Genomic DNA, 26,039 nt, shown 5'->3' with positions numbered 1-26,039 from the left:
GTGTCTGTTGAAGCCATAGCTCTGACGGTCTTTTAAAACACAAAAAAAAACCAACATGGTCAATGTTGGTTTTCAATTTTATAAAGATTTTCAACTATTTAGCGTTATCTTTTTCGGCGTCCTCGTCCTTACTGGCATTTTTAAATTCTTTAATACCGCTTCCAAGGCCTCTCATCAATTCTGGAATTTTTCTACCACCGAACAAAAGTAGCACCACCACCACAATTAAAATGATCTGGGGCGCCCCTATGGCCAATGGCAACATAAATAAACTCATAATATCGTATTTAGATTACAAAGTTAATAATTAAAGTTGAAAAATGTCGTTTTTTAACAGGATATCGCATCGATTAGGTAATATATAAAAACAATGGCTTGCGATAATTTTATTTATTTTAGCAAACCATTATGAGCGAAAAAAAACCGAAACGGATAAAAAGAAGATTGCTGGACAAATACCGCTTGGTCATCCTGAACGAAAACACGTTTGAGGAACGATTGTCCATTAAATTGACTCGGTTGAATGTTTTTGTGGTCGTTACTTTATCTAGCATCGTTTTAGTGTGCTTCACAATTCTTCTTATTGCTTACACCCCCTTGAAGGAATATATTCCCGGTTATTCGTCCACTTCATTGAAAAAGAAGGCCACGGATTTGAGTTTTAAAACCGATTCATTGCAACAGGTTTTGGCCATGAACGAGCTGTATTTCAGTTCAATAAAAAGCGTACTTAGAGGAGATGTTGGTTCGGAGAACCTCAACAGGGATTCCATCATTCAAGCCACAAAACTTGAGATTGGTAAGGTTGACTTAAATCCAACAAAAGAAGATTCCTTATTGCGCGCAAAGGTGGATAAAGAAGACAAATACAATCTGTTTGAATCGGCAACTTCGGTGGCTAACTTCGTATTGTTTCCACCTGTAACAGGCACTATTAGCGAACCCTACAACATTAAGGACAAGCATTACGCAGTCGATATCGCGGTGGCCGAAGATACGCCGGTAAAGGCAACTGCTGATGGTATTGTAGTTTTTTCGGAATGGACTGCGGGCACGGGATATGTTATCATCTTGGAACACAGTTACGGGTTGATTTCAATATACAAGCACAACGCCACACTTACCAAATCCCAAGGAGATTTGGTTAAAGCGGGCGAAGTAATCGCTACCTCTGGAGATACGGGCGAGTTTTCTACCGGACCACACCTGCATTTTGAACTTTGGAGTGATGGCTACCCCATCAACCCCACTAATTTTATAGATTTTGAATAAATGATTTCGATAAAATCAGCACTGGCTAAACCATTTGCAAAACGCATTTACAACAAAATTCAAAAGTGGGCCAATAATCCTATTAAAACACAAGAGAAGGTATTTGAGGATATCATCAAAAAAGGCGCAAAAACTGTTTTTGGAAATGACCATAATTTCACCAAAATACGTTCGCACAAAGATTTTGTAAAGTATGTGCCAATACGGGATTACGAAGGGATAAAGCCTTATGTGGAACGCGTGGTGAAAGGTGAAAAGGACATCCTTTGGAAGGGCAAACCGCTCTATTTTGCGAAAACTTCTGGCACTACTTCGGGAGTAAAATACATCCCCATAACCAAACCGTCTATTGAGGCGCAGGTGAAAGCCTCGCGAAATGCTATTTTGCTCTACATAAATGAAACTGGCAATACGAAGTTTGTGGACGGGAAAATGATCTTTTTGCAGGGAAGCCCCGAAATGACCAAAAAGAATGGCATTTATATTGGACGTCTTTCAGGTATTTCCGCCCATTATGTGCCTAAATATCTTCAAAGTAATCGATTGCCCTCTTGGGAAACTAACTGCATTGAAGACTGGGAAACCAAGGTAAATAGCATTGTTGACGAAACTTTAAACGAGGATATGACGGTAATAGCGGGCATTCCGTCGTGGGTACAGATGTACTTTGAAAAGCTACAGGAAAAAATGGGCAAAAAAGTAGGCGATATTTTCAAAAATTTTAACCTTTTTATTTATGGGGGTGTAAATTATGAACCGTATCGCGCAAAATTTGAAAATTTAATTGGCCGAAAAGTGGACAGCATTGAGTTATATCCTGCGAGTGAGGGCTTTTTTGCCTTTCAGGATAAACAGAACGATAAAGGTATGCTGTTGCAATTGGATTCGGGCATTTTCTATGAGTTTGTTAAAGCTGATGAGTTTTTTAATGAAAACCCAAAACGCATTACAATTAAGGACGTTGAGGTTGGGGTAAACTATGTGATGATTATTTCAACGAATGCGGGGCTTTGGGCCTATAATGTAGGGGATACTGTGGAATTTACTTCAATTAAACCTTACAAAATTATTGTTTCCGGAAGAATAAAACATTTTATTTCAGCATTCGGCGAACACGTGATTGGTAAAGAAGTAGAACAAGCTATGCAGGACGCTATAAAGGATACCGATGTCAGTGTCACCGAATTTACGGTAGCTCCGCAAATTACCCCCGACAATGGATTGCCATACCACGAATGGTTTATTGAGTTTGAAAATGAACCAAAAGATATGTCGTCTTTCGCCAAAAAAATTGATGAATCCCTGCAAACCCAAAACACTTATTATTTCGATTTAATTTCTGGAAAGGTATTGCAACCATTGAAAATCAAAAAAGTACAAAAGGGAGGATTTAAGGACTACATGAAAACCATCGGGAAATTGGGTGGCCAGAACAAAATACCTAGGCTGTCGAATGACAGAAAAATAGTTGAGGCATTTTCTCACTTATCTTCCACAAAATAGTATTACATTTGCATCCGCTAGCACCATGAAACCTATTAAGCGTCATAAAAGAACCCGTGCCCAGGAAAGTTCTAACGCCATTGAAAGGATGTACATTACCATGCGCCATCTCTTCAATCGTGGCTTTTATAAACCAATGGGCGTTTCGGGAGATACCCTAAGGCAATCATTATTATTGTTGCGACCGGAAATTTACGGAGCTATAGCCGAGGAAAAAGCGGAACTTGACGGGTTGCTTTATGTTATCGATAGGTTGCCTCAGGGTATTGAAGAGTGTTCCATTATCAATTTAACGAGTGATGAGGGCTATTCCGAATCGCTTTTTAAACCGATCGTACCTAAGAAGCGACGAAGAAACTGTTACCGTATTGACGATGAACAGATGAATATTGAGATTACCCGGGGCCGCTCCGAGATTTACGATATACTTACCCATTTGACCTTTCTCTTTATTGAATCGCTTAAAATCAGTAACCGTGTTTTGGTGGACGATATTGGCTCAACGACCAGTGACTGGGTGAAATTGGAGAGGGCGGTAAAATCCACAAAAAAATTGACACAAAAGGAACGCGAAGTTGCCATTACCCACACTAGTAACATTTTGGGAAGGACGTTTAACGAGGTGACTTCAATTTATGAAGAATTTGCCATCCCCGGTCAACCCGAGCGTTTTTTGAATATTATTTATTGGCTAGGCAAATTATCTATTGATGAACAAATCTCAAGCAATAAACGAGCTATCACTTTCAGCCCGGTACTAAGGGAACGTTTGGGCCACCATATCCATGGGGAAGTATGGGCCACTAATATCAAGAACATACTCCACAAGCATGAGTTGCTACATCGCCCCATACATATTATAAGCGCTAACATGCATAGTGTGATGAATACGCTTTTTGCAACATGTGCGCTTAAGGGTGCAGTGGATTCGGAAGATGCTTTTGACCTCTACAAAGTGTTGAGTAACAAAGAAAGTATTGCCCTAAGAAATAAAGTACACCAGGAGGCGTTACAAGAAGGGATGCTTTATATTAAGGATACATCTGGGGCAAATATTGATGTTCAAATATTTGACACTGCTAAAATAGATGAATCAAAACTTGACATTACAGTAAACAGCAGGTTAGTCAATTCAAAAAAACCCATTATATTGGTCATGGATTATGCATTTGGCGAGCAGGCCTATGAAACTATGGATGAGTTATTGAAACCGCTTAAATTAAACGGAGGGAATGAGCACTTGGACGTTGAGTCTATTTCCATTATGGGAAAGGCGGGAATTTTAGATGGCAATAAAGGAGACATTATGATTCCATCAGCCCACATTTTTGAAGGCACTGCGGACAATTATCCTTTTGAGAACGAATTGAAAAAGAAAGATCTGAAGGGTAAAGGAATTAATGTTTGCGAGGGTTCAATGATCACAGTTCTGGGCACATCGTTGCAAAACAAGGATATTTTGAAATTCTTTCACAAATCCACATGGAGCGTAATTGGCTTGGAAATGGAGGGGGCGCATTATCAAAAAGCTATTCAGGCCGCTTCAAAAGTGAGAAAAAACATTAAACCGGGGGTAAAAGTAAGATACGCCTATTACGCCAGTGATAATCCACTAAAAACGGGAAGCACATTAGCCTCTGGAGGTTTAGGCACCTCTGGTGTAAAACCAACCTATTTGATAACAAGAACTATACTAGAACAAATATTAAACTAAAAAAAGTAGAATGAATAAGGAATTACCTCAACAGCCGCAACAAAGCGAAGAAGTGGATTTGATTAAATTATTTAAGCTAATTGGTGATGCTTTTGACAGACTTTTTAAGTCTTTTAAGTCTGTTTTATATTGGATTTTTGAGTTGTTCATTTTTGCTTTAAAAGCAATTATAGCGAATTTTAAAATTATAGGAATTTCTATGCTCATTGCCGCTGTCATTGGGTATGCCTTGGAGAAAACTAGAGCACCTGTTTATACCTCGGACATGCTCGTAAGACCATATTTTGATTCCAAGTTTCAATTGATAACCAATGTTAATTATTATAATGCTTTAATCAGCGACAAGGATTATGATCAATTAAGTGGTATTTTCGGGATTGATAATATTGCAGCAAAGCAAATTCTTGAGTTTGATATCACTCCCGGGCCGGAAACCGAAAACGATAGAATATTGGAGTATGAAGAATTTATAAAGCAGGTGGATAGTGTAAGAGCACAGAGCATTTATTTTGACGAGTTTATTGAGAACAGAAGCATATATTCTGGCTCAATATACCAAATTACGGTTAAGTCCTTTAAAAAGGATATATTTAGGTCGCTTGAGGGAGGGTTAAATAAAACTTTTGAGAATACTTATTCTAAAAAGAAAAGGCAAATCCGAGATTCTTTGATTTCCATTGATAGAGAGCGGGTGATTAATTCCTTAAAAGAGGTTGACTCTTTGAAAGAAGTTTATATTGAGGTATTGAAGAATGAATCGAATGCTGCTGGTAAAGGAACAATAACTTTAAAAGATGGGATGTCCTTAGTGCAAGAGCGAGTGAAAACTAAGGAATACGAATTGTTGGACAAAGAATTAGAGTTAAGACAGGCTTTAACTAGGTTAGATTCCCAAAAGATTGAGGAAGATGAGTTTTTCGATACTATTTCTAGCTTTCAGGATGTTGGTTCTTTGTACACAAGTTTATGGGCCAAATACTCTATTATTTTTCCGATTTTGGCATTTTTATTTCTAGTGTTTGTTTACACTACCAAGAAAATAATTCTTTTTGTTAAGAATTATGAAGCGTAAGGATATTTTAATAACTGGAGGGGCCGGTTTTATAGGCTCGCATGTTGTTAGGTTATTTACGGATTCATATCCTAATTATCACATTTTTAATCTGGACGCCCTTACTTATGCAGGAAATTTAGAAAACTTGATGGATGTTGAGGGGCGACCTAATTATACTTTTGTAAAAGGCGATATCATCAATAAGAGTTTTGTTGATGATCTATTTGCAACTCATGCATTTGATACCATAATTCATTTGGCTGCTGAATCCCATGTGGATAGGTCCATAAATGACCCATTAGCATTTGCTAAAACCAATATCCTAGGGACCATTAATCTATTGAACGCTTTTAAAGCGGAAAGCAAGAAAGATATCAAAGATAAAATCTTTTACCACATTAGTACTGATGAGGTTTATGGAACACTTGGGGAAACTGGGCTCTTTGAAGAATCAACGCCATATCAACCTAATTCACCTTATTCAGCCTCAAAAGCCAGTTCGGATCATTTTGTAAGAGCCTATGGGGAAACTTACGGCATTCCCTACATCATTAGTAACTGCTCCAACAATTACGGACCAAATCAATTCCCAGAAAAGTTGATTCCTTTGTTCATTAATAACATCATCAATAAAAGGTCCTTGCCAGTGTATGGAGATGGAAATTATACTAGAGATTGGCTATTTGTAAAAGACCATGCCAAGGCGATCGATATAGTACTGCACAAAGGCACTGCAGGCGAAACATACAATATTGGTGGTTGGAACGAATGGAAAAACATTGATTTGGTGAAATTGTTGTGCCAAAAGATGGATACTAAATTAGGCAGAGCCAAAGGAGAATCCGAACAATTGATAACTTACGTTAAAGATCGCCCAGGACATGATTTGAGATATGCCATCAATGCCTCAAAAATCAAGAAGGAACTTGGGTGGAAGCCCTCGGTTAACTTTGAAGAGGGTCTCGATGCAACTATTGATTGGTATTTGGATAACCCCCAATGGTTGCAAAATGTGATCAATAAGTCATATTTAACCTATTACGAAAAGCAATATAATTGATATGAAATGTCCAAAAAAAAATGAACACCGACCAATTTGTTAACTTGGACATTATATCTGACTAATGAATAACATTAAATATTAATAGATGAAAGGGATAATTTTGGCAGGAGGCTCAGGCACGCGTTTATATCCGCTCACTAAGGTGGTAAGTAAACAATTAATGCCAGTGTACGACAAGCCAATGATATATTATCCTCTCTCAACGCTTATGTCTGCTGGTATTCGTGACGTTTTGATTATTGCTACACCGAGTGATGTTCCTCTTTTCAAGAAACTTTTGGGAGACGGCAAACTATATGGTTGCAATTTCAGCTATGCCAGTCAAAAGGAGCCAAAAGGTCTCGCGGAGGCCTTTGTCATCGGCGAGTCATTTATTGGAGATAATAAAGTAGCCCTTATTTTGGGGGATAATATTTTTTACGGTTCTGGACTGGCCAAAATATTAAAAGAAGCTAACAATCCTGTTGGAGGAACCATTTTCGCATACCATGTTCAGGATCCACAACGTTATGGGGTTGTTGATTTTGATTCAAATAATATCGTCACTTCAATCGAAGAAAAGCCTCAAAGCCCAAAATCGAACTTTGCGGTTCCCGGTATTTACTTTTATGATAATACTGTCGTGAACATTGCCAAAAATTTGAAGCCAAGCGCAAGGGGTGAATTGGAAATTACGGATGTTAACCGAGCTTACCTCAATAAAGGGCTCTTAAATGTTGAGGTATTGGATAAGGGCATAGCGTGGTTGGATACGGGTACGTTTAGTTCGTTAATGCAAGCCTCCCAATTTGTGGAAGTTATTGAAGAACGACAGGGCCTGAAAATTGGATGTATTGAAGAGGTAGCATTCAAAATGGGATATATTGATATGCAACAACTGATGGAACTCGCTAAGCCTCTGCTAAAAAGTGGTTATGGTCAATATTTACAACAATTGGTATAAGTTATGACTGTAGAAGCAACGGGTTTGGAGGGATGTTTTGTAATTGTGCCTCGAGTTTTTAAAGATAGTAGAGGGTTTTTTTTTGAGTCTTATAATGATAGGTCTTTCAAACAAAAAACGGGTGTTTTGGTCAATTTTGTACAGGATAACCAGTCCATTTCTTCTAAGGGGACTTTAAGGGGACTGCACTTCCAAAGGGGCAAATATGCTCAGGCAAAACTGGTACGCGTGATTAAAGGAAAGGTATTAGATGTGTGTGTTGATATAAGAAAAGGCTCTCCAACATTTGGGCAACATTTCAAAATTATTTTGGATGCTATTGAAAACAAACAACTCTATGTCCCCAGAGGATTTGCGCACGGTTTTTTAACCTTAGAGGACAACACGATTTTTTCCTATAAGTGTGACAATTACTATAACAAAGATTCTGAAGGCGGTATAATATACAATGACCCAACATTAAGCATTGATTGGCAATATTCAATGGATAAACTGTTGCTTTCTGAAAAGGACATCATATTGCCCACCTTTCAATCACTGATCAATGAGTATTAAAGTTTTGGTAACTGGGGCGAACGGGCAAATGGGTAAAACCTTTGAAGAGCTGTTTGCAAACAATAAGGATAATATTGCGTTTACATTTGTTGCCAAGGCTGAATTGGATATTACTAACAAGCAGGCAGTAGCAGATTTTTTTGGAGAAAAACAGTTTGATTATTGCGTCAATTGTGCTGCTTACACAAATGTAGAACAAGCTGAAAAAACACCAGAACCAGCTTATTTGGTTAATGGTGAGGCCGTAAAATATTTGGCAGTAGCTTGCAGGGAGAACAATGTTGTTTTGATACACATATCGACGGATTACGTTTTTGACGGCAAAAAAAATCAACCTTATACGATTCACGACAAAACCAACCCCATTAACGAATACGGTAAATCTAAGTTGTTGGGAGAACAATATATCGCCCAAACGATCGATGCTTTTTTTATCATAAGAACATCTTGGCTCTACAGTAAAAAATACGGTAAGAATTTTTATAAAACCATCGTTGAAAAGGCAAAAACTGAAGAGTCACTTTCGATTATCACCTCTCAGAAAGGTTGTCCAACGGATACGGTCAGCCTTTCTAAATTTGTTTATAATTTGATAGAGGAGAAAAGCAGAGCTTATGGTCTTTATCATTTTTCGGATGAGGAAGAAATGACCTGGTACGATTTCGCAAAAAAAATATTAATTGAAAACGGATTGTTGGGGGAAATTAAACTTGCAAAGGCAGACAATTATGTTACTTTTGCTAAACGGCCAAAATATAGCATCTTGGCAAAAAACTCAGAATGATCAAGAAAAATTTAATCGTTTTTGGTACGCGACCCGAGGCAATAAAAATGGCTCCTTTAGTCAAGGAGTTCATGAAACATAAGGGCACGTTTTTAACAAAGGTATGTATTACTGCACAGCATAGGGAAATGTTGGATCAGGTTCTTAGTTTTTTTGAGATTACTCCTGATTACGACCTAAACTTAATGAAACCCAACCAAAATCTGTATAGACTAACAGCCGATATTATAACAAACTTAAAACCTGTGTTAGAGGATTTTAGACCAGATTATGTTTATGTTCACGGTGACACAACAACAACTATGGCAGCGAGTATAGCGTCTTTTTATTCAGGCGCCAAGGTCTGTCATGTGGAAGCTGGTCTAAGGACTTACAACAAACTCTCTCCTTTTCCAGAAGAAATAAATAGAAGTGTTACTGGACGTATTTCGGATTTTCACTTTTCCCCGACAACGGTCTCCAAAGACAATTTATTAAGGGAAAACATTGATGGGAAGACAATTTTAGTAACTGGAAACACGGTAATTGATGCGTTGCACTTTAGCACGAAAAAGGTTGATTCTAAATATTTTAAAGATATTGAAATCGAGCGCTTGAAAACCGTTGCAGATAATTCTAAAAGATTGATTTTGGTTACAGGCCACAGACGAGAAAACCACGGACAAGGTTTCATTAATATCTGCCGGGCCCTAAAACAAATAGCGCAAGAAAATAAAGATTGCCAGATTATCTACCCTGTGCACTTAAACCCAAATGTTCAAAAACCAGTCTATGAAGTGCTGGAAAACGTTGAAAATATCAGTCTTATAAAACCGCTTTCTTATCCAGCATTTGTATGGCTAATGAACAAATCTTATCTCATAATTACTGATAGCGGAGGTGTTCAAGAGGAAGCACCAAGCTTGGGCAAACCCGTTTTAGTGATGAGAGATACTACGGAAAGGCCGGAAGCTGTGGATTCAGGAACGGTTTTACTTGTGGGTACGGATACAAATAAAATAGTTGAAGAGACGAATAAGCTTTTAATGGACAAAGCGAGGTATGAAGCTATGAGTTTGTTACACAACCCTTATGGTGATGGAACAGCTTGTAAAAAAATTGTTGAATTTATTGATAGTTTATGATTATGAGTAGTGCACCAGAGGTAGTGATGGTAGGATTGGGTTACATTGGTTTACCAACCGCAGCTCTTATAGCCCAAAATAAAACCTATGTTCATGGCGTTGACATAAACCCCGATGTTGTAAAAACCATTAATGCCGGAGAAATCCATATTGTTGAACCCGAGCTGGATATAGCCGTAGCCAACGCGGTTAGAGATGGATACCTTCGGGCAGATACAAAGCCAATTGAGGCCAATACTTATTTAATAGTTGTGCCAACTCCTTTCAAGGCTAAAAATGAACCGGACACGTCATTTGTTGAAGCGGCAACCAAGGCTATTTTACCTCTTTTAAAGGAAGGAGACTTGTATATCATAGAATCTACATCTCCCATCGGCACCACGGAGCAAATGATGAATTTAATTTATTCTGAAAGACCAGAACTTGAGGACAAGCTACATATAGCCTATTGTCCAGAAAGGGTTTTGCCAGGAAATGTAATGTATGAATTGGTAAATAACGATAGGGTAATTGGCGGTGTTGATGCTAAATCAACCGAAAAAGCCGTCAATTTTTACCGGCAATTTATAAAAGGAAACTTGCACAAAACCAATGCTAGGACAGCAGAAATGTGCAAACTGGTTGAAAACTCTTCAAGGGATGTTCAAATTGCTTTTGCCAATGAGCTTTCTCTTATCTGCGATAAAGCGGGAATTGATGTATGGGAGCTGATTGATTTGGCCAACAAACATCCTAGAGTAAATATACTGCAACCGGGATGCGGCGTTGGAGGACATTGTATTGCCGTTGATCCCTATTTTATTGTTTCTGACTATCCGATGGAATCTCAGATTATCGGAAAAGCAAGAGAGATAAATAATTATAAGTCTTTTTGGTGCGCCGAAAAAGTGCAAACAGCAAAACTGGAGTATGAACTGAAACACGGTCATAAGCCTAAAATTGCAATTATGGGATTAGCTTTTAAGCCTAATATTGATGATTTAAGAGAGTCTCCGGCAAAGTATATTGCCCAAAAAGTATTGCAGAATGCCAATAACGAAACATACTATATTGTTGAGCCTAATATTGAGACCCATAACGTCTTCAAGTTAACCGATTATAAAACGGCAACAAAAGAAGCTGATGTCATTGTTTTTTTAGTGGCACACGATGAGTTTAGAGCTTTGGAGATTGGCAGTGATAAAGTAGTACTGGATTTTTGTGGGATAAGTGGTAAAGGCAGTTAAGAATGAAGCGTCTTTTAAAAAGAATTATAGGGGAAAATGGATTTGAGTTCCTTGCAATACGTTTTCGATTCGTAAGAAACCTATTGTCGCTGCTAGAAAATTTCATTGTTGATATGAAATTGTATTACAGGCATTCAAATGTTTTCAGCATTAATTCCTTTGAAAAAATAGAGGCAAAGATTATACTTAATTATCATGGTATCGAAAAAGGGTTTGTCCATGATAAAATTAGACCCAGATTTGCAATAAAAAGGGTGAAAAATTTAATTGAAGACCTGAAAACTGTTGACAGAAAGTTTGGTCATAACTCTCAAACCTTAATAGCTCAAAAGGTATTAATTGATTATTACGAGTATCACCATGAGAATAAAATTTCAATAGAGGATTTCTTTACAGAAGAGACTTATATTAACCTAAAGGCAGAATCAACCATTGAAGACAAAGCATTTGTGGAAAAGAATGAAGAAGCGTATTTTTCAGAAATAAATAAGCCATTTGACTTGTTTTCAAATTCAAGAAAAAGCATAAGATCTTTCACGAATGAAAAAATACCTACAGAAACTATAGAAGAAGTTGTGGCGATAGCCTCAAATGCCCCATCAGTATGCAATAGGCAACCAGCTAGAACATATTTTATTAACAACAAAGCGGTTGTAAACAAAGTGTTGGAAATCCAAGGAGGCCTCAGGGGGTTTCAAAATGAAATTAATCAAATTTTAGTTGTTACAACGGACAGAAATTACTTTTACACTGTTGGAGAAAGAAATCAATTTTATATTGATGGGGGGATCTATTTAATGAATGTGATGTATGCGCTCCATTTCAAAAAAATAGGCTGTTGCCCTGCCAATTGGGGAAAAACGATCGATGCGGATAGGAAGGCCAGAAAAATTTTAGATTTGAAGGAATCAGAGAAAATTATTTGTGTTTTGGCAATTGGGTATATAGATGGGGATATAAAATATACCTTGTCAAAAAGGAGACCCTTGGATGAAGTACTGAAGATTGTAAATTGAAAAAAAGGAAAAGGCCTTTTTTTGGTGGAGATACGTTCCCGTTATTGTACTAAATGTTGAAATCAAATCAATATCTTAGCAAAATATAGTTTATTCTTTAAAAGAGTTTTATGACGGGCAATACAATTGAAAATCCATAGCCTTTAATTTTCAAAATAACCATGAGTTCGTCTAAACTAATTTTAAAAAACACCTCATTTTTGTACATAAAGATGGTTATCACAATGATTTTGTCATTGCTGATTACGAGAATCCTCTTAATTGAACTTGGTGTTGTAGACTACGGTATTTACAACCTCATCATGGGTGTTGTTGGGCTTTTGGCTTTTCTTAACTCGGCCATGGCACTTTCCACACAAAGGTTTTTGTCATTTTATATTGGTGCCAAACAGGAGTATAAATTAAGGAGCGTTTTTTACTCTAGCGTATGCCTCCATTTGATGCTTGCGGTTCTTGTTTTGATTTTTCTCGAGGTAGCTGGTCTTTTTTTGTTTGATGGATTTTTATCAATACCTGCTGATAGAATTCAAGCCGCTAAGTTTACCTTTCAATGTCTTGTGGGCACTTCCTTTGTTACCATAAGCTTTGTCCCTTTTGACGCCTCTATTATTTCTCATGAGAAATTAATGTTTGAATCAATCATAAGTGTTTTAGAGGTTGTTCTGAAACTTTTGGCCGTTTTTTGGATTCCTACCTTAACCGAGAATAAGCTTGAAGCCTATTCACTTTGCATCCTAATCATTACCATAATTTCAAGGCTGGGAAAGGCGACGTATTGTTTAAAATATTTTGAGGAGTGTCAATCCTTTTCGAGAAAGTTATTCGATTTTGGTATTTTTAAAGAAATGACATCTTTTGCGGGATGGAATTCTTTTGGCGCATTATGCGGTGTTGCAAAAAACCAAGGTTTGGCGGTGATTATGAACATCTTTTTTGGCACAGTTGTAAACGCAGCCTTTGGTATTGCAACTCAAGTAGGTAGCCAAATATTTAGTTTTTCTTCCAATATGCTCAAGGCGGTCAACCCACAGATAATGAAGAACGAAGGTAAAGGCGAAAGAAAATCCATGCTCGCTTTATCACTAAGAGCCACAAAGTTCAGTTTTTTTTTACTGTCTTTTTTACTGATTCCTTTCGGATTGAATATTATATTTATTTTTAAAGTTTGGTTAAAAGAAATCCCGGAGAACACGGTTATTTTTGCCTTGTTGTATTTGTCAGGAATACTGGCAAACCAATTAACGATTGGGCTACAGACGGCTATTCAATCAGGAGGAAACATTAAATTGTATCAGACTGTTGTAGGAAGTATTCTGATGTTTAATTTGCCATTGGCATATTTTATATATTATATTGGTTACCCTGCTTACTACGGCTTAATTTCTTTTGTGATAATAGAGCTTTTGGCTTGTGTTTTTAGACTAATTATTTCGAAACGAATACTGGAGTTGTCTATTAAGGAATATTTAAATAATGTATTGCTAAAGATAATACCTCCATTTATAATTACCCTTGGAGTTTGTGTCATCCCAACATTCTATTTCCCACATAACTTAACAAGGCTACTTATAACAGGGACTTTGTCCGTGTTAACATATTCCTTGATGTTTTATTATTTTGGCATGGACATGTTTGAAAGGGAACAGTTGAAAAAAATTAAGAACAGGTTGGCGATATTTTAAATCATGAAAAAAAGTACAAAAGTAGGCATACTAACATTCCATTATTCGAATCATAACTTTGGTGCATTATTGCAAACGTATGCAATTTTAAATGCCGTAAGAACTTTCGGAGTAGAGGTTAAAATTATTGATTTTTACCCTGAAAAACCTAAAGGTATAAAGCACCGTTTGTTCGACTTTATAAGATTTGCCCTGGGATACAACTTCACAAAATTCCGAAAAAACTACTTGGACATATTGGCGACTAATGATGGTCTAGAGTCATTAAACAATAAATTGGACACATTTATTGTTGGGAGCGACCAAGTGTGGAGATACAGGGACAACCATAATAACCTTTGCAGGTACTATTTTGATTTTGTGAATAAAGAGAACAAAAAGATAGCTTATGCCGCAAGTTTTGGACTTGAAACATGGCATGGGGATAAATTAATTACACAAAAAATTAAGGATTTGGTCAATAGGTTTGACAACATATCCGTTAGAGAGCAATCAGGAGTAGAGATTTGTAAAGATGTTTTTCAAGTTGAAAGCACTCTTGTATTGGATTCAACACTTCTTTTGGATAAAAGTTATTATGAAAAGATAATCAATGGAAAACTCAAAACGAATAGTGTCGAAAAAAACATACTATCCTATATGTTGTTGGACGATTCAGATAAAAATCAATCCTATTTTAAAGCTTTTGCCAAAACCCACAATCTGAAATTTAAAAAATTAAAAGGGAGAAAGATATCCCATAAATACGATTTCTGGTTGTTCAACAGTGTTTCAAAATGGCTTTACCTAATAAAGCATAGCGAAATAGTAGTAACAGATTCGTTCCATTGTACGGTTTTTTCCATAATTTTCAATAAGAAATTTGTAGTACTTGCAAACCCAGAACGAGGGGTGACCAGAATTGAAAACCTGCTTGGGCTCATCGGAAGGAAAGACAGATTGTATTTTGATGCTTATGAGGTTAAAGAAAAGGTTTTAAAGGATGATTTAGACTATGAACATATTAATCGAGTCATCGAAAAAGAGCGCGAAGCCTCAAAATCGTTTCTTAAAAAGAGTTTAATAGGTTAAACCCAAGCAAAATTTAGTCACTTTTACAAAACACACAGAAGTTGGTCAAAAAGAAAATTTGCATAGTAAGGGCGGGGGATGTTACATTTATATCTAGAATTCATAGAACGGCGTTGGCCCTGCAGGAAAGGGGTAATTACGACGTTACGATAGTCAGCATAACACCTAGGGATAACTTAAAAAGAAGAGACTATCCTTATCAAATGAATTATATTGACATTAAGGCTAGGGCAATTAGGTCTTCAATATTTTCAGTATTAAGAATTGTTGAAGGCTTAATAAAGTTGTTTTTCAGTGCCTTAAAGCAAAAAGCGGACTTGTATATAGCCATTGGGATTGAGGATTTGGTCATTATTTATTTCGTTACTAAACTTACGGGAGCGAAGTTTATATACTCGGCCAACGAGTTGGAAGGGGACAGAAAAAGGGCTTCTAATCTTAAGCTTAATCAAAAGTTGAATAATGTAGTAATTAAGGTTGAGCGATTTATACTCAAAAAAGCTGAATGCGTTATAGCAGCTGATATCGAACGGGCAAAATTAATGGAAAGATGGTATAAGCTTGATAAAGTTGATGTAGTGCGTAATGTGCCTATACCCGAGGAAATCGCAGAAAGTGATCTTATTAGGAAAAAACTAAATATTCCTGAAGATCAAAAGGTTCTTTTGTATCAGGGTCTTTTGGCCAGTGGGCGTGGATTAGAGGTCGCTATTGAGGCCTGCTCGAAGATTAAATCTGACAACTCTCATCTTGTCTTTCTTGGTTTTATAACAGATAGTTATAAAGAAAAACTTGTAAGGTTGGCAAGGGAAAATAATTTGGATAGGTTTCATATTTTACCACCAGTTCCTTGGCGGGAGTTGCTCTTTTGGACAAAAAGTGCCGATATCAGTTTAGCTCTGATTGAAAACGTTTCCATCAGCTATTATCTGGCGGCTCCTAATAAGCTCTATGAAAGCATTATGGTTGGTATACCCTATATAGCGAGTGATTTTCCTGAAATCAGACATGTACAACGTGTTGCTAAATCTGGAATTTTAGTGGATCCCGAAAACGTTAATGAAATATCAAAAGCCATTGACAAGTTAATCTCGAATAGTTTTTATTATAAACAATGTATCGAGAATTCTAGGCAGGCACGGCACGTTTTTAACTGGAACAATGAAAAGATAAAGTTATTAAATATTGTTGATAGGATATTATTGGCTTAAATCCCATATTTGCAAAGTAAACATCAAAATAGAAAATGGTACTGGCATATATTATTTACATATTTTTATTTGCATTATTGTTTGCGGCATCTGCCCATAATATTAAACTAGTCAAGGAACCAGTACACAATTTAGAGGTTGGCGATAAATTGAATAAATACTGGCGTTGGCCGTTGATTTTTGCGTTTACCATTCTTGTATTAATAATAGGTTTGAGGTATGACGTTGGAGTTGATTTTATGGGATACCGCAATGACTATCTGGGAATTGTAGAATGGGCACACCACCGCTGGTTGAGGATTGAAAGGTATGAATTTGGTTATGAGGCTATTGTAAGGACATTGCTTTACTTTAACATTAAGGCATGGGTTCTATTTACAATAATTGCAATATTTACTTGGTATTTCTTTATTCAGAGTTTTAAAATTTTCCCCCACCTATTGAAATGGGGTTTTTTCTTTGCCTTTACGACAGGTTTTTTCTTTGCATCCAACAACGGCATGCGTCAAACAATAGCCTTGGTCATATTCATGTACGCCATAAAGTTTATTGAAGAAAAATCATTGCTTAAGTTTACCCTATACATAATATTAGCTTCTTCTTTTCATTCTAGCATATTTCTTGTTTATCCTTTTTACTTTTTCATTAACAGAGTTTCCTTTACTGGCCCAAAATGGTTGATTTTATTCACAATTTCATATTTCGTTGGAAATAAAATAGATATTAGGGATTTAATAATCTTTGGACTTGAGCTATACCCAAAATATCAGCACTATACTGATAGATTTTTAGAAGATTTTAGCGATCCAACCTCGGGTGGAATAGGTAACTTTTATATTTTCATCCTTGGATTTCTAATTATTTTGCTTTCGGGCGACCTAATTAAGAAAATGCCCAAAATGAAGATTTACTACAATTTGTTTTTTATTGGAGCAATTCTTTTCAATTTTTTCTGGAAATATAGTATTTTGGGACGTATAACCTATTTATTTATATGGTTTAAAATATTTTGCTTGGCTGCAATTGCATATCATTTTGCAAAATCCAGGAACATGTGGATCGCATACTTCATCATTATAACACAATTGGTAATGTTCTTTTATAAAATTTTTAAAAGTGAGAACCAATGCGCCCCATTTCAATTTGTTTTTGCCTTAAGTTAGTGTGAAAAAGATAAAAGTGTTGAAATATGGATGAGGGAAAAATCAAAGTATTAAATATATTACCCGTATTAGGGCAGCCAAGGATTGCAAAAAGAATTACAATGTTAAAGGCTGTTGGTTTTGATGTAAGTGCGGTTGCCTTTGAACGGGATTACCACAAAGGAAGGCTCCCAGATTGCGAGATTAGTTTATTGGGAAAGATGGCCCATGGTAAGTTTTTAAGAAGGGTGCTCAAAATCCTTTTTGTATTACCAAAATTAAGAAGCAAGATAAAACATCACACTATCATCTATGCTTTTGGCTCAGACATGGCATATATGGCTGTAATCGCCAGCTTGGGTTTAAGAAAGAAAGTTGTACTTGAAATAGGAGATATAAGAGAGATACAAGTAAAGAAGGGATTTGTAGGCAAAACTGTTAGAGCTATAGATACTTTTTTTTTAAAAAGATGTTCTCTATTAGTTTCAACATCGCATGCTTTTGTGCAGGAGTATTATAGAAATTTTTTAGGATCAAATATTAAGTCGCTGGTTTTAGAGAACAAGCAAGAAGAAAATTATTCCGTTAGGCCTCTAAAATTGGAGGATAACAAAATTACAATTGGTTACTTCGGATTACTTAGATGCGAATGGTCATGGGGTGTCCTAAAAAGATTAGCTTTAGAGAGCCCCAATAAATATCGGATAGTTGTTGCGGGCTACCCCATTAAGCCAGAATCCATAGCGTTTGAAGCCAAGGATATTGAAAACATAACTTACCTTGGGGAGTATAAATCTCCTGATGACCTCCCTAGCCTTTATGGAAGGGTTAATATAGTTTGGGCATGTTACCCCTTCCCTAAGCCTACAGAAATGAATTGGAAATGGGCCAGAACAAACAGGTATTATGAAAGTTTATGCTACAAGAAACCGATGATAAGTTTAGAAAATAGTGGTGATTCTTCTTATGTTGAAGATTACAAAATAGGATTGACTATTCCATTGGATAGTTTAGAAAATGCAATCCTTTGTTTAAAGAATTTATCTTTGGAGAATATTAATCAATGGACCGAAAATGTTATAAACCTTCCTGAAGAATATTATATCTATACGAATGAGCGACATAACTTAAAGAACAGTATAATTGAAATTTTAAACCAATAATTTTATAACAGCTATCCAATATTGCTGTGAGCTCAAGTTTAACTGCGAATAATTTTATTTTTCCCAGGACTATATTTGAGTTAAATTTTATAGTAAATTGGAATACAGATTCAATAAATGAAACAAATCATACAAGACCTTAAAAACGGTGAAACTATTTTAGAAGAGGTGCCGGTGCCGATGGTAAAATCAGGCCATGTACTTATAAAAACTACTAGGTCGTTGGTTTCTTTAGGAACAGAACGAATGCTGGTTGAGTTTGGGAAGGCCAATTTTATACAAAAGGCGCGCCAGCAGCCCGATAAGGTAAAAATGGTTTTGGATAAAGTAAAAACCGATGGTTTAAAACCAACGATGGACGCAGTTTTTAATAAACTTAATCAACCTTTGCCATTGGGGTACTGTAACGTTGGAGAGGTGGTGGCAGTTGGTAAGGGTGTATTGGAGCTTAAAGTGGGCGACAGGGTGGCTTCCAATGGGAATCATGCCGAATACGTGAATGTTCCCAAAAACCTGGTGGCAAAAATACCCGATAATGTAACGGATGATGAGGCGGCCTTTACCGTAATCGGCTCAATTGGTTTGCAGGGCATCAGGTTGCTCAACCCCACTTTTGGAGAGACTATTGTGGTGGTAGGGCTTGGGCTTATTGGTTTGGTTACGGCTGAATTGCTTCTTGCTAATGGGTGTAACGTTATAGGATTTGATTTTGATCCTGCAAAAATAAAAATCGCCAAAACCAAAGGCATTACTGCCATCAACCCCGGAGAAGGTACCGATCAAGTCAAGTTTGTCGAATCCTTTACAAATGGCGTTGGTGCAGACGGTGTTATTATTACTGCCTCAAATAAAAGCAATGAAATCATCTCCCAATCTGCAAACATGTGCAGAAAGCGTGGTCGGATTATTTTGGTAGGCGTTATTGGACTGGACATCAGCAGGGCTGATTTTTATGAAAAAGAGATTTCGTTCCAAGTATCCTGTTCTTATGGGGCGGGCAGATATGATGATGCCTATGAAACCAAAGGGCATGATTACCCCATAGGCTATGTGAGATGGACGGAAAAACGCAATTTTGAAGCCATCTTAAACGCAATTTCAAAAGGAAATCTCGATGTAAAGCCTCTAATTACAGAGCGCGTTGCTTTAAACGATTATAAGCAGATTTATGGAGATATGAAAAACTCCAAATCCATTGCTTCAATTATTGAATATACCAGTACCGATAAACCCCAATCAACTGTTGTAATAAAGGAAAAATCGTTTCAGGGTAAAAATGGAGTTATTGGTATTATTGGTTCGGGCAACTTTACAAGTTCTACTATTTTGCCAAACTTAAAAAAACTAAATGCCGATATAAAATACATCGCCAGTTCTGGCGGGTTGTCTTCCACAATCATGGCCAAACGGCACGACATTGCCAATTCAACTTCCAATTATAAGGAAATTCTTGAAGACCATGAGGTAGATTTAGTGTTCATTACCACAAAGCATAATATGCATGCACCAATGGTGTTGGAGGCAATAAAATCTAATAAGAGTGTTTTCGTTGAAAAACCGCTTGCATTGAACCGGGCTGATTTGGACGAAATTATAAAAGCCTACAATGCGAATGACTTAAATATTTCAGTTGGATTTAACCGAAGGTTTGCGCCTTTGGCAAAAAAAATGAAGCGCTTATTAGGAAAGGATCGCTCGCCCATTAACATTTTGGCAACGATGAATGCCGGTTTTATTCCAAGTGATGTTTGGGTTCACGATATGGAAGTTGGAGGAGGACGTATAATTGGCGAAGCATGTCACTATATTGACCTATGCACTTATTTTACCGGAAGCAAGGTAAAGGCTGTTTGTATGAATGCCATGGGTGTAACTCCCGAGGAGAATACGGACAATGCCAGTATCTTATTAAAATATGAAAACGGATCCAATGCCGTAATCAATTATTTTGCAAACGGGAGTAAAGCGTATTCCAAAGAGCGTGTGGAAATCTATTCGCAGGAACGCACCATGGTAATGGACAATTGGCGCAAATTAAGAACCTATGGTTTTAAAGGAAAAAGCAATGTTTCCTCTAAACAAGATAAAGGCCATTACAATCAGTTTTTTGAACTTATCAAGGGTCAGAAAACCGGGGGCTTGCCTATTATACCATTTGAAGAAATTGTAAATACAACTAAATCCTCATTCGCAGCAATTGATTCATTGAAAAAACAACAATGGATCTTTGTAGATTAATGGTAAGCAAATGATACAAAACCAAATTTTAGATAAAGCGCAGTTGGTGCTGTCAAGTGTATTTGTATGTCTGCTACCTCTTGATTCTAAACTTCTTCCTCCTTTAATCGGATTGTTGGTTTTAATAGGTCTAGTGCAGTTCGATAGACCCTTAGTTTTAGCCAATATTAATCGATATAAAAAGTATTATGCTTTTTTTGTACTATTCTATTTATGGTTGTTGGTTTCATTTTTTTGGTCTAATGAACTAGGAATGGGACTAAAGGCGGCGGAGCACAAGGCGTTTTACATTGTTGCCCCAATACTCTTTGTTATTTGCAAGAAATGGCCAGTAAACCTTCTTTTGCGTCTTTTTATAATTACCAATTTTGTAATCTGTCTTTTTTGTACTGCCAACTTGATTCCTTTTTTCATTAATGAAAAAATGCATTTCATTAATAAAACAATGAATGAGGGAATTACATTTCATACCTTTAGATATATTACTTATCATGGAGGTGCAAATTTTATAACATTTGGGGTCCACAGGTTGTACTTTTCCTTTTCACTTCTATCCAGTCTTTTGTTTCTCACATTTTACAAAAATCTTTTTGGCAATAGGGTTTTGAAATACTTTTTGGCCATAGTTTTTACTTCGGTGATACTTCTTTTAAAGTCTAAAATCGCCATAATTCTCTTAGGTACTATTTTGCTGTATCGAAGTGTTCAGGTATTCAAATCAGGTGGTGTAAAGGAAAGAGTAATTGCAGTATTGATGCTAATATTGGTCTTTTGTGGCGCAATTTATCTTTTAAGGTATAGATTGAACCAGTCCTATCAGCAGATACATTCTTTCAACGAGAGCAAAGAAGGTAGCCTGTCGGAGCGTTTTCAGTATAATAAGTGTGCTTTTGAGTTAATTAAAGAATCGCCACTATTTGGCTATGGTGTAGGAGATATTGGTGTGGTTATGAAGGCTAAGCTAGCAAAGTATAAATTCACCTATTTATTAGAACGAGGTGTGTTTGATCCACATAATGAATTTCTAAAGGCATACATAGGTATGGGAATTATTGGATTTATGCTTTTTATGGGTATTTTCGCCTCTTTTTATTATCACCTTAATTTTTACAAGGATCGTTTGATTCTCTTTTACATAAGTTTTGTCTTTATAATTTGTTTTGTAGAACCTTTTCTTAGTAGGCAATCGGGTATTTTACAAACATTTTTCTTTACAGGGTTGTTTCTTAGCGAAAACTCTAAACTTATTGGAAATGAGGGGTATTCTTAGGCTATATAACACTTTAAGGTTCCTTAAGCTTAAACAAATTTATTATAGGCTGTTTTATGTTATTCGGAATAGTTTTTCGAATAAATTGTTTTACAGAGAGTTAAAAAAAAATGTTTCTAACCTTAATTGGAAGGACATACAACACTGTTCCCATTGTTTTTTTTCTTCAAACAAGTTTATTTTTCTAAATATTGAGCATGTCTTTGAAAAAGAGATAAATTGGAATCTAAATATATATGGTAAACTTTGGACCTATAATTTGAACTATTTTGATTTTATAAATCAAGAAGACATTCAGCCAGACGAAGCTTTGGAATTAATAAGGGGCTATATCAAAAAGGATGCAATTTTAAAAGATGGTAAAGAGCCCTATCCAATATCCTTAAGAGGAATTAATTGGATTAAGTTTTTATCAAAGCATAATATTTCAGACGATTCCATTGATAAGACTTTGTTTAATCATTATCAAATTCTTTCGAGGAATTTAGAATATCATTTGTTGGGCAATCATTTATTGGAGAATGGTTTTGCGCTGCTCTTTGGAGCGTATTACTTTAAGGACGAAAGATTTTATAAAAAGGCAAAGAAGATTCTATTTAATGAGCTAATGGAACAAACACTGGATGACGGAGCTCACTTTGAACTGTCTCCAATGTATCATCAAATAATCCTGTGTCGTTTGATGGATAGTATTCATCTCGTTAGGTCCAATATATGGAAACATGATGGTTTGTTGTCTTTTTTAACCGATTGTGCTTCAAGAATGTTATCTTGGTTGTACGCGGTAACCTATAAAAATGGTAATATTCCAATGGTTAATGATAGCGCATACGCAATAGCGCCAAGTTCAGAGGAGCTTTTTAAATATGCAAGGACACTAGATATCAAATGGGATGGTTCAAAATTAAAGCTAAGTGATAGTGGCTATAGAAAGTTTACAAACGACAGTTATGAGCTCTTCCTTGATGTTGGTGATATTGGACCTACATATCAACCAGGGCATGCCCACTCCGATACCTTCAGTTTTGAGCTGTATGTTAAAATGAGACCTGTAATTGTTGAAACGGGAATATCAACTTATGAAAAAAATGAAAGGCGACAATTGGAGCGTGCAACCTGCGCCCACAATACTGTTCAAATGGACGGTTTTGAACAGTCCGAAATATGGGGGGGTTTTAGGGTTGGAAAAAGAGCTAGAATAATTGCCCTTGAGGAGACAGAAAAAAGTGTGAAGGCTACACACGATGGATACAAAAGTTTAGGCGTTTTACATTCCCGAGAATTTAGTACCGCAAACAATAAAATTTTGATTTCTGATAGAGTAACTGATACCATGCACACTCAAAGGGCATACATACACTTTCACCCCAGTGTTGAATTTGAGGAAATTACATCCAGAAGCATAAAACTTGACAGTGGTTTAATTATTGAATTTGTTGGGGCTTCAAATATTGAAGTGGCCAATTTTGATTATGCAATGGGCTTTAATAGAACGCAAAAAGCTAAAAAGGCCATAATTAGGTTTAATCAATCACTTGACACTAAAATTAGTTTATGAAAATACTTTTCTTAACCGACAACTTTCCTCCCGAGGTTAACGCTCCTGCAACGAGGACATATGAACATTGTAAGGAATGGGTGAAGGAGGGTGTTGAGGTTACTATAATCACATGCGCCCCTAACTTTCCGGAAGGAAAAGTTTTTGGCGGCTACAAGAACAAATTGTTCCAAAAAGAAGAAATTGATGGTATAAATGTGGTTAGGGTTTGGTCGTATATCAGCGCAAACAAAGGTTTTGTAAAACGAATTTTGGATTATGTAAGCTTCATGGTTTCATCCTTTATAGCAGGCCTATTCATCAAATCCGATTTAATAGTAGCAACCTCTCCACAGTTTTTCACCGCCATTTCTGGGAGATGGTTGTCTTTTTGGAAAAGAAAATATTGGATAATGGAAGTACGAGATCTTTGGCCAGAGTCTATCAAAGCCGTTGGAGCCATGAAAGACACCCCAGCAATCAAGTTCTTTGAATATTTGGAAAGGAGGATGTACAAGTCTGCTCATAAAATTGTTGTTGTTACGGATACTTTTAAGGTGCAGCTAACACAAAGGCATAATATTGAAACGTCAAAGGTCATGGTTGTAAAAAATGGAATGAATTTGCAACTATTCAAACCACAGGAAAAACCCAAAGAACTGCTAGAAAGACTGAACCTTGATGGCAAGTTTGTAATAGGTTATATAGGCACCCATGGTATGGCTCATGCATTGGACTTTATTTTAAAAAGCGCGAGCAAAATATCAAATCAACAAATACATTTCCTTTTTATTGGATCAGGTGCAAAAAAAGAAGAACTTGAGTTGCTGAAAAGCGAACTAAAACTTAACAATGTTTCGATGATTGGTCTCGTGCCCAAGAATGAGATTAAGGATTATATTTCAATATTGGATGTAAGTTTGGTAAACTTAAAAAAAAGCGACACTTTTAAATCCGTAATACCGTCTAAGATTTTTGAAAGTGTGGCAATGCACAAACCTATTTTATTAGGCGTTGAAGGTGAATCCAAAAAGTTGGTTCTGGAATACAAAATTGGCGAGGTATTCGAGCCGGAAAATGAGTCCGACTTTTTGGATAAGGTCCATTTGATGTTGAATCAACCAAAAGATTATAGAGAAGGCTTTCATAGACTCAAAGAAGATTTTGACCGTAAAAAATTAGCTTTCAAAATGCTGGACTTCTTAAAGGCATGATAGTAATGCATTTAAGTGTTATAAAACGTTTCAAAAAAATAAAATGCTTACTTTTGGAAAATAAAAGTTAGCTGTGCCTGTCTATTACCAATGTATTCTTTTCTTCCTTGGAGCTTATGTGTTAACCTATTTTACTATCCCAAAAATTATTGGACTTGTGGAATACAAAAACCTTATGGACAAGCCCAATAGCAGGAGTTCTCATTTAAAAAGGACTCCAACTTTGGGGGGGGTTTCATTTTTTTACACATTAATTTTCGCTCTATTTTTTTTAAGGGAATGGAGCGATAATAGTGAGGCCATGTTTTTTATTCCTGGGTTGACCATTCTTTTTATTATTGGCCTCAAGGACGATTTGGTTGTGTTATCTCCATATACCAAATTGGCCGCACAGTTTATATCAATAGCTTTTGTTTTAAGTAACGAAGCGTTCGTCATTAGTTCGCTCCACGGGTTTTTTGGTGTTTATGATATTCCATTGTATATATCTTATTTGATTGGCGGATTTATTATGATGACTATTGTTAATGCCTATAATCTTATTGATGGCATTGACGGTTTGGCTGCCATAGTGGGTATAGTAATACTGATTATTTATTCCACCATTTTTTATATGACAAAGGACTATTTTTATCTTTTATTGAGTTTAACTCTAAATGGTTGTTTAATTGCATTTTTAAAATACAACTTATCCGCTTCTCATGAAAAGATTTTTATGGGGGATACCGGTTCTCTTATAGTTGGGTTCATCATAAGCATCCTTACCTTAAAGTTTTTGGCACTTCCTTCCGATAAGTTAGAACACCTTCCATTTTTAATTGAGAACATACCGTTAATTGCCATAGGAATACTTATTGTGCCTCTATTTGATACGGCCAGGGTTTTTACAATTCGATTAGCCAATAGAAAAAGTCCGTTTTCGGCTGACAGAAACCATACGCATCATATCTTAATTGATTACTTTAATCTGTCTCATAAAAAAGCGAGTCTAATTATTGGGGCGTTTAACTTGGTATTCGTTTATTTATTTATCATTTTGGGAAGCACATCTTATAACTTTTGGATGGTAGCTGTACTGGTAGTTACTGTGATAGGGCTAGGATATTTTTTTTACAGGTACAACTATAGCTTTTCCAATATAAAAAGGAGAATACGTTTTAGGAATAAAGTGAATAATGTAAAAAACAAGGGCAAAGAGGTCTTACATAATGTAAATAACAAGGATGAATAGGGAGCCACAAGTAAAATGTAGATTAT

Annotated in this window: 22 protein-coding genes; 21 read left to right on the top strand and 1 reads right to left on the bottom strand. The window is 36.3% G+C overall.

Annotated features, from left to right (window positions below; all coding sequences use genetic code 11):
• Positions 1-94: 94 nt before the first annotated feature.
• Entirely contained in the window at positions 95-277 is a 183-nt protein-coding gene (tatA, locus tag H7U19_RS08820; RefSeq protein WP_186561438.1) for a twin-arginine translocase TatA/TatE family subunit, read from the bottom strand.
• A 131-nt stretch (positions 278-408) separates the two neighbouring features.
• Here tatA and H7U19_RS08815 point away from each other — a divergent pair, with 131 nt between their 5' ends.
• The 21 genes from H7U19_RS08815 (at position 409) to H7U19_RS08715 (ending at position 26,013) form a co-directional block, all read left to right on the top strand.
• Complete coding sequence (locus tag H7U19_RS08815) at positions 409-1,272, top strand: M23 family metallopeptidase (RefSeq protein WP_186561436.1); 864 nt, start codon at positions 409-411, stop codon at positions 1,270-1,272.
• Positions 1,273-2,775 (top strand): GH3 auxin-responsive promoter family protein, encoded by a 1,503-nt coding sequence (locus H7U19_RS08810; RefSeq protein ID WP_186561434.1) that lies wholly within the window; start codon positions 1,273-1,275, stop codon positions 2,773-2,775.
• Between the two features lie 25 nt (positions 2,776-2,800).
• Positions 2,801-4,489, top strand: coding sequence for a DUF6909 family protein (locus H7U19_RS08805; RefSeq protein ID WP_186561432.1), 1,689 nt, complete (start codon positions 2,801-2,803; stop codon positions 4,487-4,489).
• A 10-nt stretch (positions 4,490-4,499) separates the two neighbouring features.
• Positions 4,500-5,561, top strand: a complete 1,062-nt coding sequence (locus H7U19_RS08800) for a hypothetical protein (protein WP_186561430.1) — start codon at positions 4,500-4,502, stop codon at positions 5,559-5,561.
• Positions 5,551-6,603, top strand: a complete 1,053-nt coding sequence (gene rfbB, locus H7U19_RS08795) for a dTDP-glucose 4,6-dehydratase (RefSeq protein ID WP_186561428.1) — start codon at positions 5,551-5,553, stop codon at positions 6,601-6,603. The genes H7U19_RS08800 and rfbB overlap by 11 nt, the downstream gene beginning before the upstream one ends.
• Positions 6,604-6,691: 88 nt before the next feature.
• Positions 6,692-7,549 (top strand): glucose-1-phosphate thymidylyltransferase RfbA, encoded by an 858-nt coding sequence (rfbA, locus tag H7U19_RS08790; protein WP_186561426.1) that lies wholly within the window; start codon positions 6,692-6,694, stop codon positions 7,547-7,549.
• A gap of 3 nt (positions 7,550-7,552) precedes the next feature.
• Positions 7,553-8,104, top strand: coding sequence for a dTDP-4-dehydrorhamnose 3,5-epimerase (rfbC, locus tag H7U19_RS08785; RefSeq protein WP_186561424.1), 552 nt, complete (start codon positions 7,553-7,555; stop codon positions 8,102-8,104).
• The gene (gene rfbD, locus H7U19_RS08780; RefSeq protein ID WP_186561422.1) at positions 8,094-8,888 is read left to right on the top strand and encodes a dTDP-4-dehydrorhamnose reductase; all 795 of its coding nucleotides are present in this window, start codon (positions 8,094-8,096) and stop codon (positions 8,886-8,888) included. The genes rfbC and rfbD overlap by 11 nt, the downstream gene beginning before the upstream one ends.
• Positions 8,888-10,012 (top strand): non-hydrolyzing UDP-N-acetylglucosamine 2-epimerase, encoded by a 1,125-nt coding sequence (gene wecB, locus H7U19_RS08775; protein ID WP_186561555.1) that lies wholly within the window; start codon positions 8,888-8,890, stop codon positions 10,010-10,012. Before rfbD ends, wecB begins: the two co-directional genes overlap by 1 nt.
• A 2-nt stretch (positions 10,013-10,014) precedes the next feature.
• A complete protein-coding gene (gene wecC, locus H7U19_RS08770) occupies positions 10,015-11,238 on the top strand; it encodes a UDP-N-acetyl-D-mannosamine dehydrogenase (RefSeq protein WP_186561420.1) in 1,224 nt (407 codons plus the stop codon).
• 113 nt (positions 11,239-11,351) lie between these two features.
• The gene (locus H7U19_RS08765) at positions 11,352-12,254 is read left to right on the top strand and encodes a nitroreductase family protein (protein WP_186561418.1); all 903 of its coding nucleotides are present in this window, start codon (positions 11,352-11,354) and stop codon (positions 12,252-12,254) included.
• Between the two features lie 161 nt (positions 12,255-12,415).
• On the top strand, positions 12,416-13,936 hold the full coding sequence (locus H7U19_RS08760; RefSeq protein WP_186561416.1) for a lipopolysaccharide biosynthesis protein: 1,521 nt from the start codon (positions 12,416-12,418) through the stop codon (positions 13,934-13,936).
• 3 nt (positions 13,937-13,939) lie between these two features.
• Complete coding sequence (locus H7U19_RS08755) at positions 13,940-15,007, top strand: polysaccharide pyruvyl transferase family protein (RefSeq protein WP_186561414.1); 1,068 nt, start codon at positions 13,940-13,942, stop codon at positions 15,005-15,007.
• A gap of 41 nt (positions 15,008-15,048) precedes the next feature.
• Positions 15,049-16,218, top strand: a complete 1,170-nt coding sequence (locus H7U19_RS08750) for a glycosyltransferase family 4 protein (protein WP_186561412.1) — start codon at positions 15,049-15,051, stop codon at positions 16,216-16,218.
• Between the two features lie 35 nt (positions 16,219-16,253).
• Entirely contained in the window at positions 16,254-17,381 is a 1,128-nt protein-coding gene (locus H7U19_RS08745; protein ID WP_186561410.1) for an EpsG family protein, read from the top strand.
• Between the two features lie 26 nt (positions 17,382-17,407).
• Positions 17,408-18,523, top strand: coding sequence for a glycosyltransferase family protein (locus H7U19_RS08740; protein ID WP_186561408.1), 1,116 nt, complete (start codon positions 17,408-17,410; stop codon positions 18,521-18,523).
• Between the two features lie 117 nt (positions 18,524-18,640).
• The gene (locus H7U19_RS08735; RefSeq protein ID WP_186561406.1) at positions 18,641-20,761 is read left to right on the top strand and encodes a bi-domain-containing oxidoreductase; all 2,121 of its coding nucleotides are present in this window, start codon (positions 18,641-18,643) and stop codon (positions 20,759-20,761) included.
• 445 nt (positions 20,762-21,206) lie between these two features.
• Positions 21,207-22,031 carry an O-antigen ligase family protein gene (locus H7U19_RS08730; RefSeq protein WP_186561404.1) on the top strand — a complete coding sequence of 275 codons (825 nt, stop codon included), beginning with the start codon at positions 21,207-21,209 and terminating at the stop codon, positions 22,029-22,031.
• A gap of 259 nt (positions 22,032-22,290) precedes the next feature.
• Positions 22,291-23,589 carry an alginate lyase family protein gene (locus H7U19_RS08725; RefSeq protein WP_186561402.1) on the top strand — a complete coding sequence of 433 codons (1,299 nt, stop codon included), beginning with the start codon at positions 22,291-22,293 and terminating at the stop codon, positions 23,587-23,589.
• Positions 23,586-24,782, top strand: a complete 1,197-nt coding sequence (locus H7U19_RS08720) for a glycosyltransferase family 4 protein (protein WP_186561400.1) — start codon at positions 23,586-23,588, stop codon at positions 24,780-24,782. Before H7U19_RS08725 ends, H7U19_RS08720 begins: the two co-directional genes overlap by 4 nt.
• 73 nt (positions 24,783-24,855) lie before the next feature.
• Positions 24,856-26,013, top strand: a complete 1,158-nt coding sequence (locus H7U19_RS08715; protein ID WP_343069088.1) for a glycosyltransferase family 4 protein — start codon at positions 24,856-24,858, stop codon at positions 26,011-26,013.
• Positions 26,014-26,039: the final 26 nt, after the last annotated feature.

It is taken from the genome of Hyunsoonleella aquatilis, from assembly GCF_014270105.1.
GTDB lineage: Bacteria > Bacteroidota > Bacteroidia > Flavobacteriales > Flavobacteriaceae > Jejuia > Jejuia aquatilis.
The sequence above is the reverse complement of the archived record's forward strand: the minus strand, read 5'-3'. Positions and strand labels throughout refer to the sequence as shown.

What these genes read in the sequence shown, in the direction of transcription:
- H7U19_RS08805 (WP_186561432.1), top strand. Translation starts at nt 2,801, where the DNA reads ATGAAACCTATTAAGCGTCATAAAAGAACCCGTGCCCAGGAAAGTTCT.
- wecC (WP_186561420.1), top strand. Translation starts at nt 10,015, where the DNA reads ATGAGTAGTGCACCAGAGGTAGTGATGGTAGGATTGGGTTACATTGGT.
- H7U19_RS08810 (WP_186561434.1), top strand. Translation starts at nt 1,273, where the DNA reads ATGATTTCGATAAAATCAGCACTGGCTAAACCATTTGCAAAACGCATT.
- rfbD (WP_186561422.1), top strand. Translation starts at nt 8,094, where the DNA reads ATGAGTATTAAAGTTTTGGTAACTGGGGCGAACGGGCAAATGGGTAAA.
- H7U19_RS08800 (WP_186561430.1), top strand. Translation starts at nt 4,500, where the DNA reads ATGAATAAGGAATTACCTCAACAGCCGCAACAAAGCGAAGAAGTGGAT.
- H7U19_RS08745 (WP_186561410.1), top strand. Translation starts at nt 16,254, where the DNA reads ATGGTACTGGCATATATTATTTACATATTTTTATTTGCATTATTGTTT.
- rfbA (WP_186561426.1), top strand. Translation starts at nt 6,692, where the DNA reads ATGAAAGGGATAATTTTGGCAGGAGGCTCAGGCACGCGTTTATATCCG.
- tatA (WP_186561438.1), bottom strand. Translation starts at nt 277, where the DNA reads ATGAGTTTATTTATGTTGCCATTGGCCATAGGGGCGCCCCAGATCATT.
- H7U19_RS08740 (WP_186561408.1), top strand. Translation starts at nt 17,408, where the DNA reads ATGGATGAGGGAAAAATCAAAGTATTAAATATATTACCCGTATTAGGG.
- H7U19_RS08755 (WP_186561414.1), top strand. Translation starts at nt 13,940, where the DNA reads ATGAAAAAAAGTACAAAAGTAGGCATACTAACATTCCATTATTCGAAT.
- H7U19_RS08760 (WP_186561416.1), top strand. Translation starts at nt 12,416, where the DNA reads ATGAGTTCGTCTAAACTAATTTTAAAAAACACCTCATTTTTGTACATA.
- H7U19_RS08730 (WP_186561404.1), top strand. Translation starts at nt 21,207, where the DNA reads ATGAATGAGGGAATTACATTTCATACCTTTAGATATATTACTTATCAT.
- H7U19_RS08765 (WP_186561418.1), top strand. Translation starts at nt 11,352, where the DNA reads ATGAAATTGTATTACAGGCATTCAAATGTTTTCAGCATTAATTCCTTT.
- H7U19_RS08735 (WP_186561406.1), top strand. Translation starts at nt 18,641, where the DNA reads ATGAAACAAATCATACAAGACCTTAAAAACGGTGAAACTATTTTAGAA.
- H7U19_RS08720 (WP_186561400.1), top strand. Translation starts at nt 23,586, where the DNA reads ATGAAAATACTTTTCTTAACCGACAACTTTCCTCCCGAGGTTAACGCT.
- H7U19_RS08815 (WP_186561436.1), top strand. Translation starts at nt 409, where the DNA reads ATGAGCGAAAAAAAACCGAAACGGATAAAAAGAAGATTGCTGGACAAA.
- rfbC (WP_186561424.1), top strand. Translation starts at nt 7,553, where the DNA reads ATGACTGTAGAAGCAACGGGTTTGGAGGGATGTTTTGTAATTGTGCCT.
- rfbB (WP_186561428.1), top strand. Translation starts at nt 5,551, where the DNA reads ATGAAGCGTAAGGATATTTTAATAACTGGAGGGGCCGGTTTTATAGGC.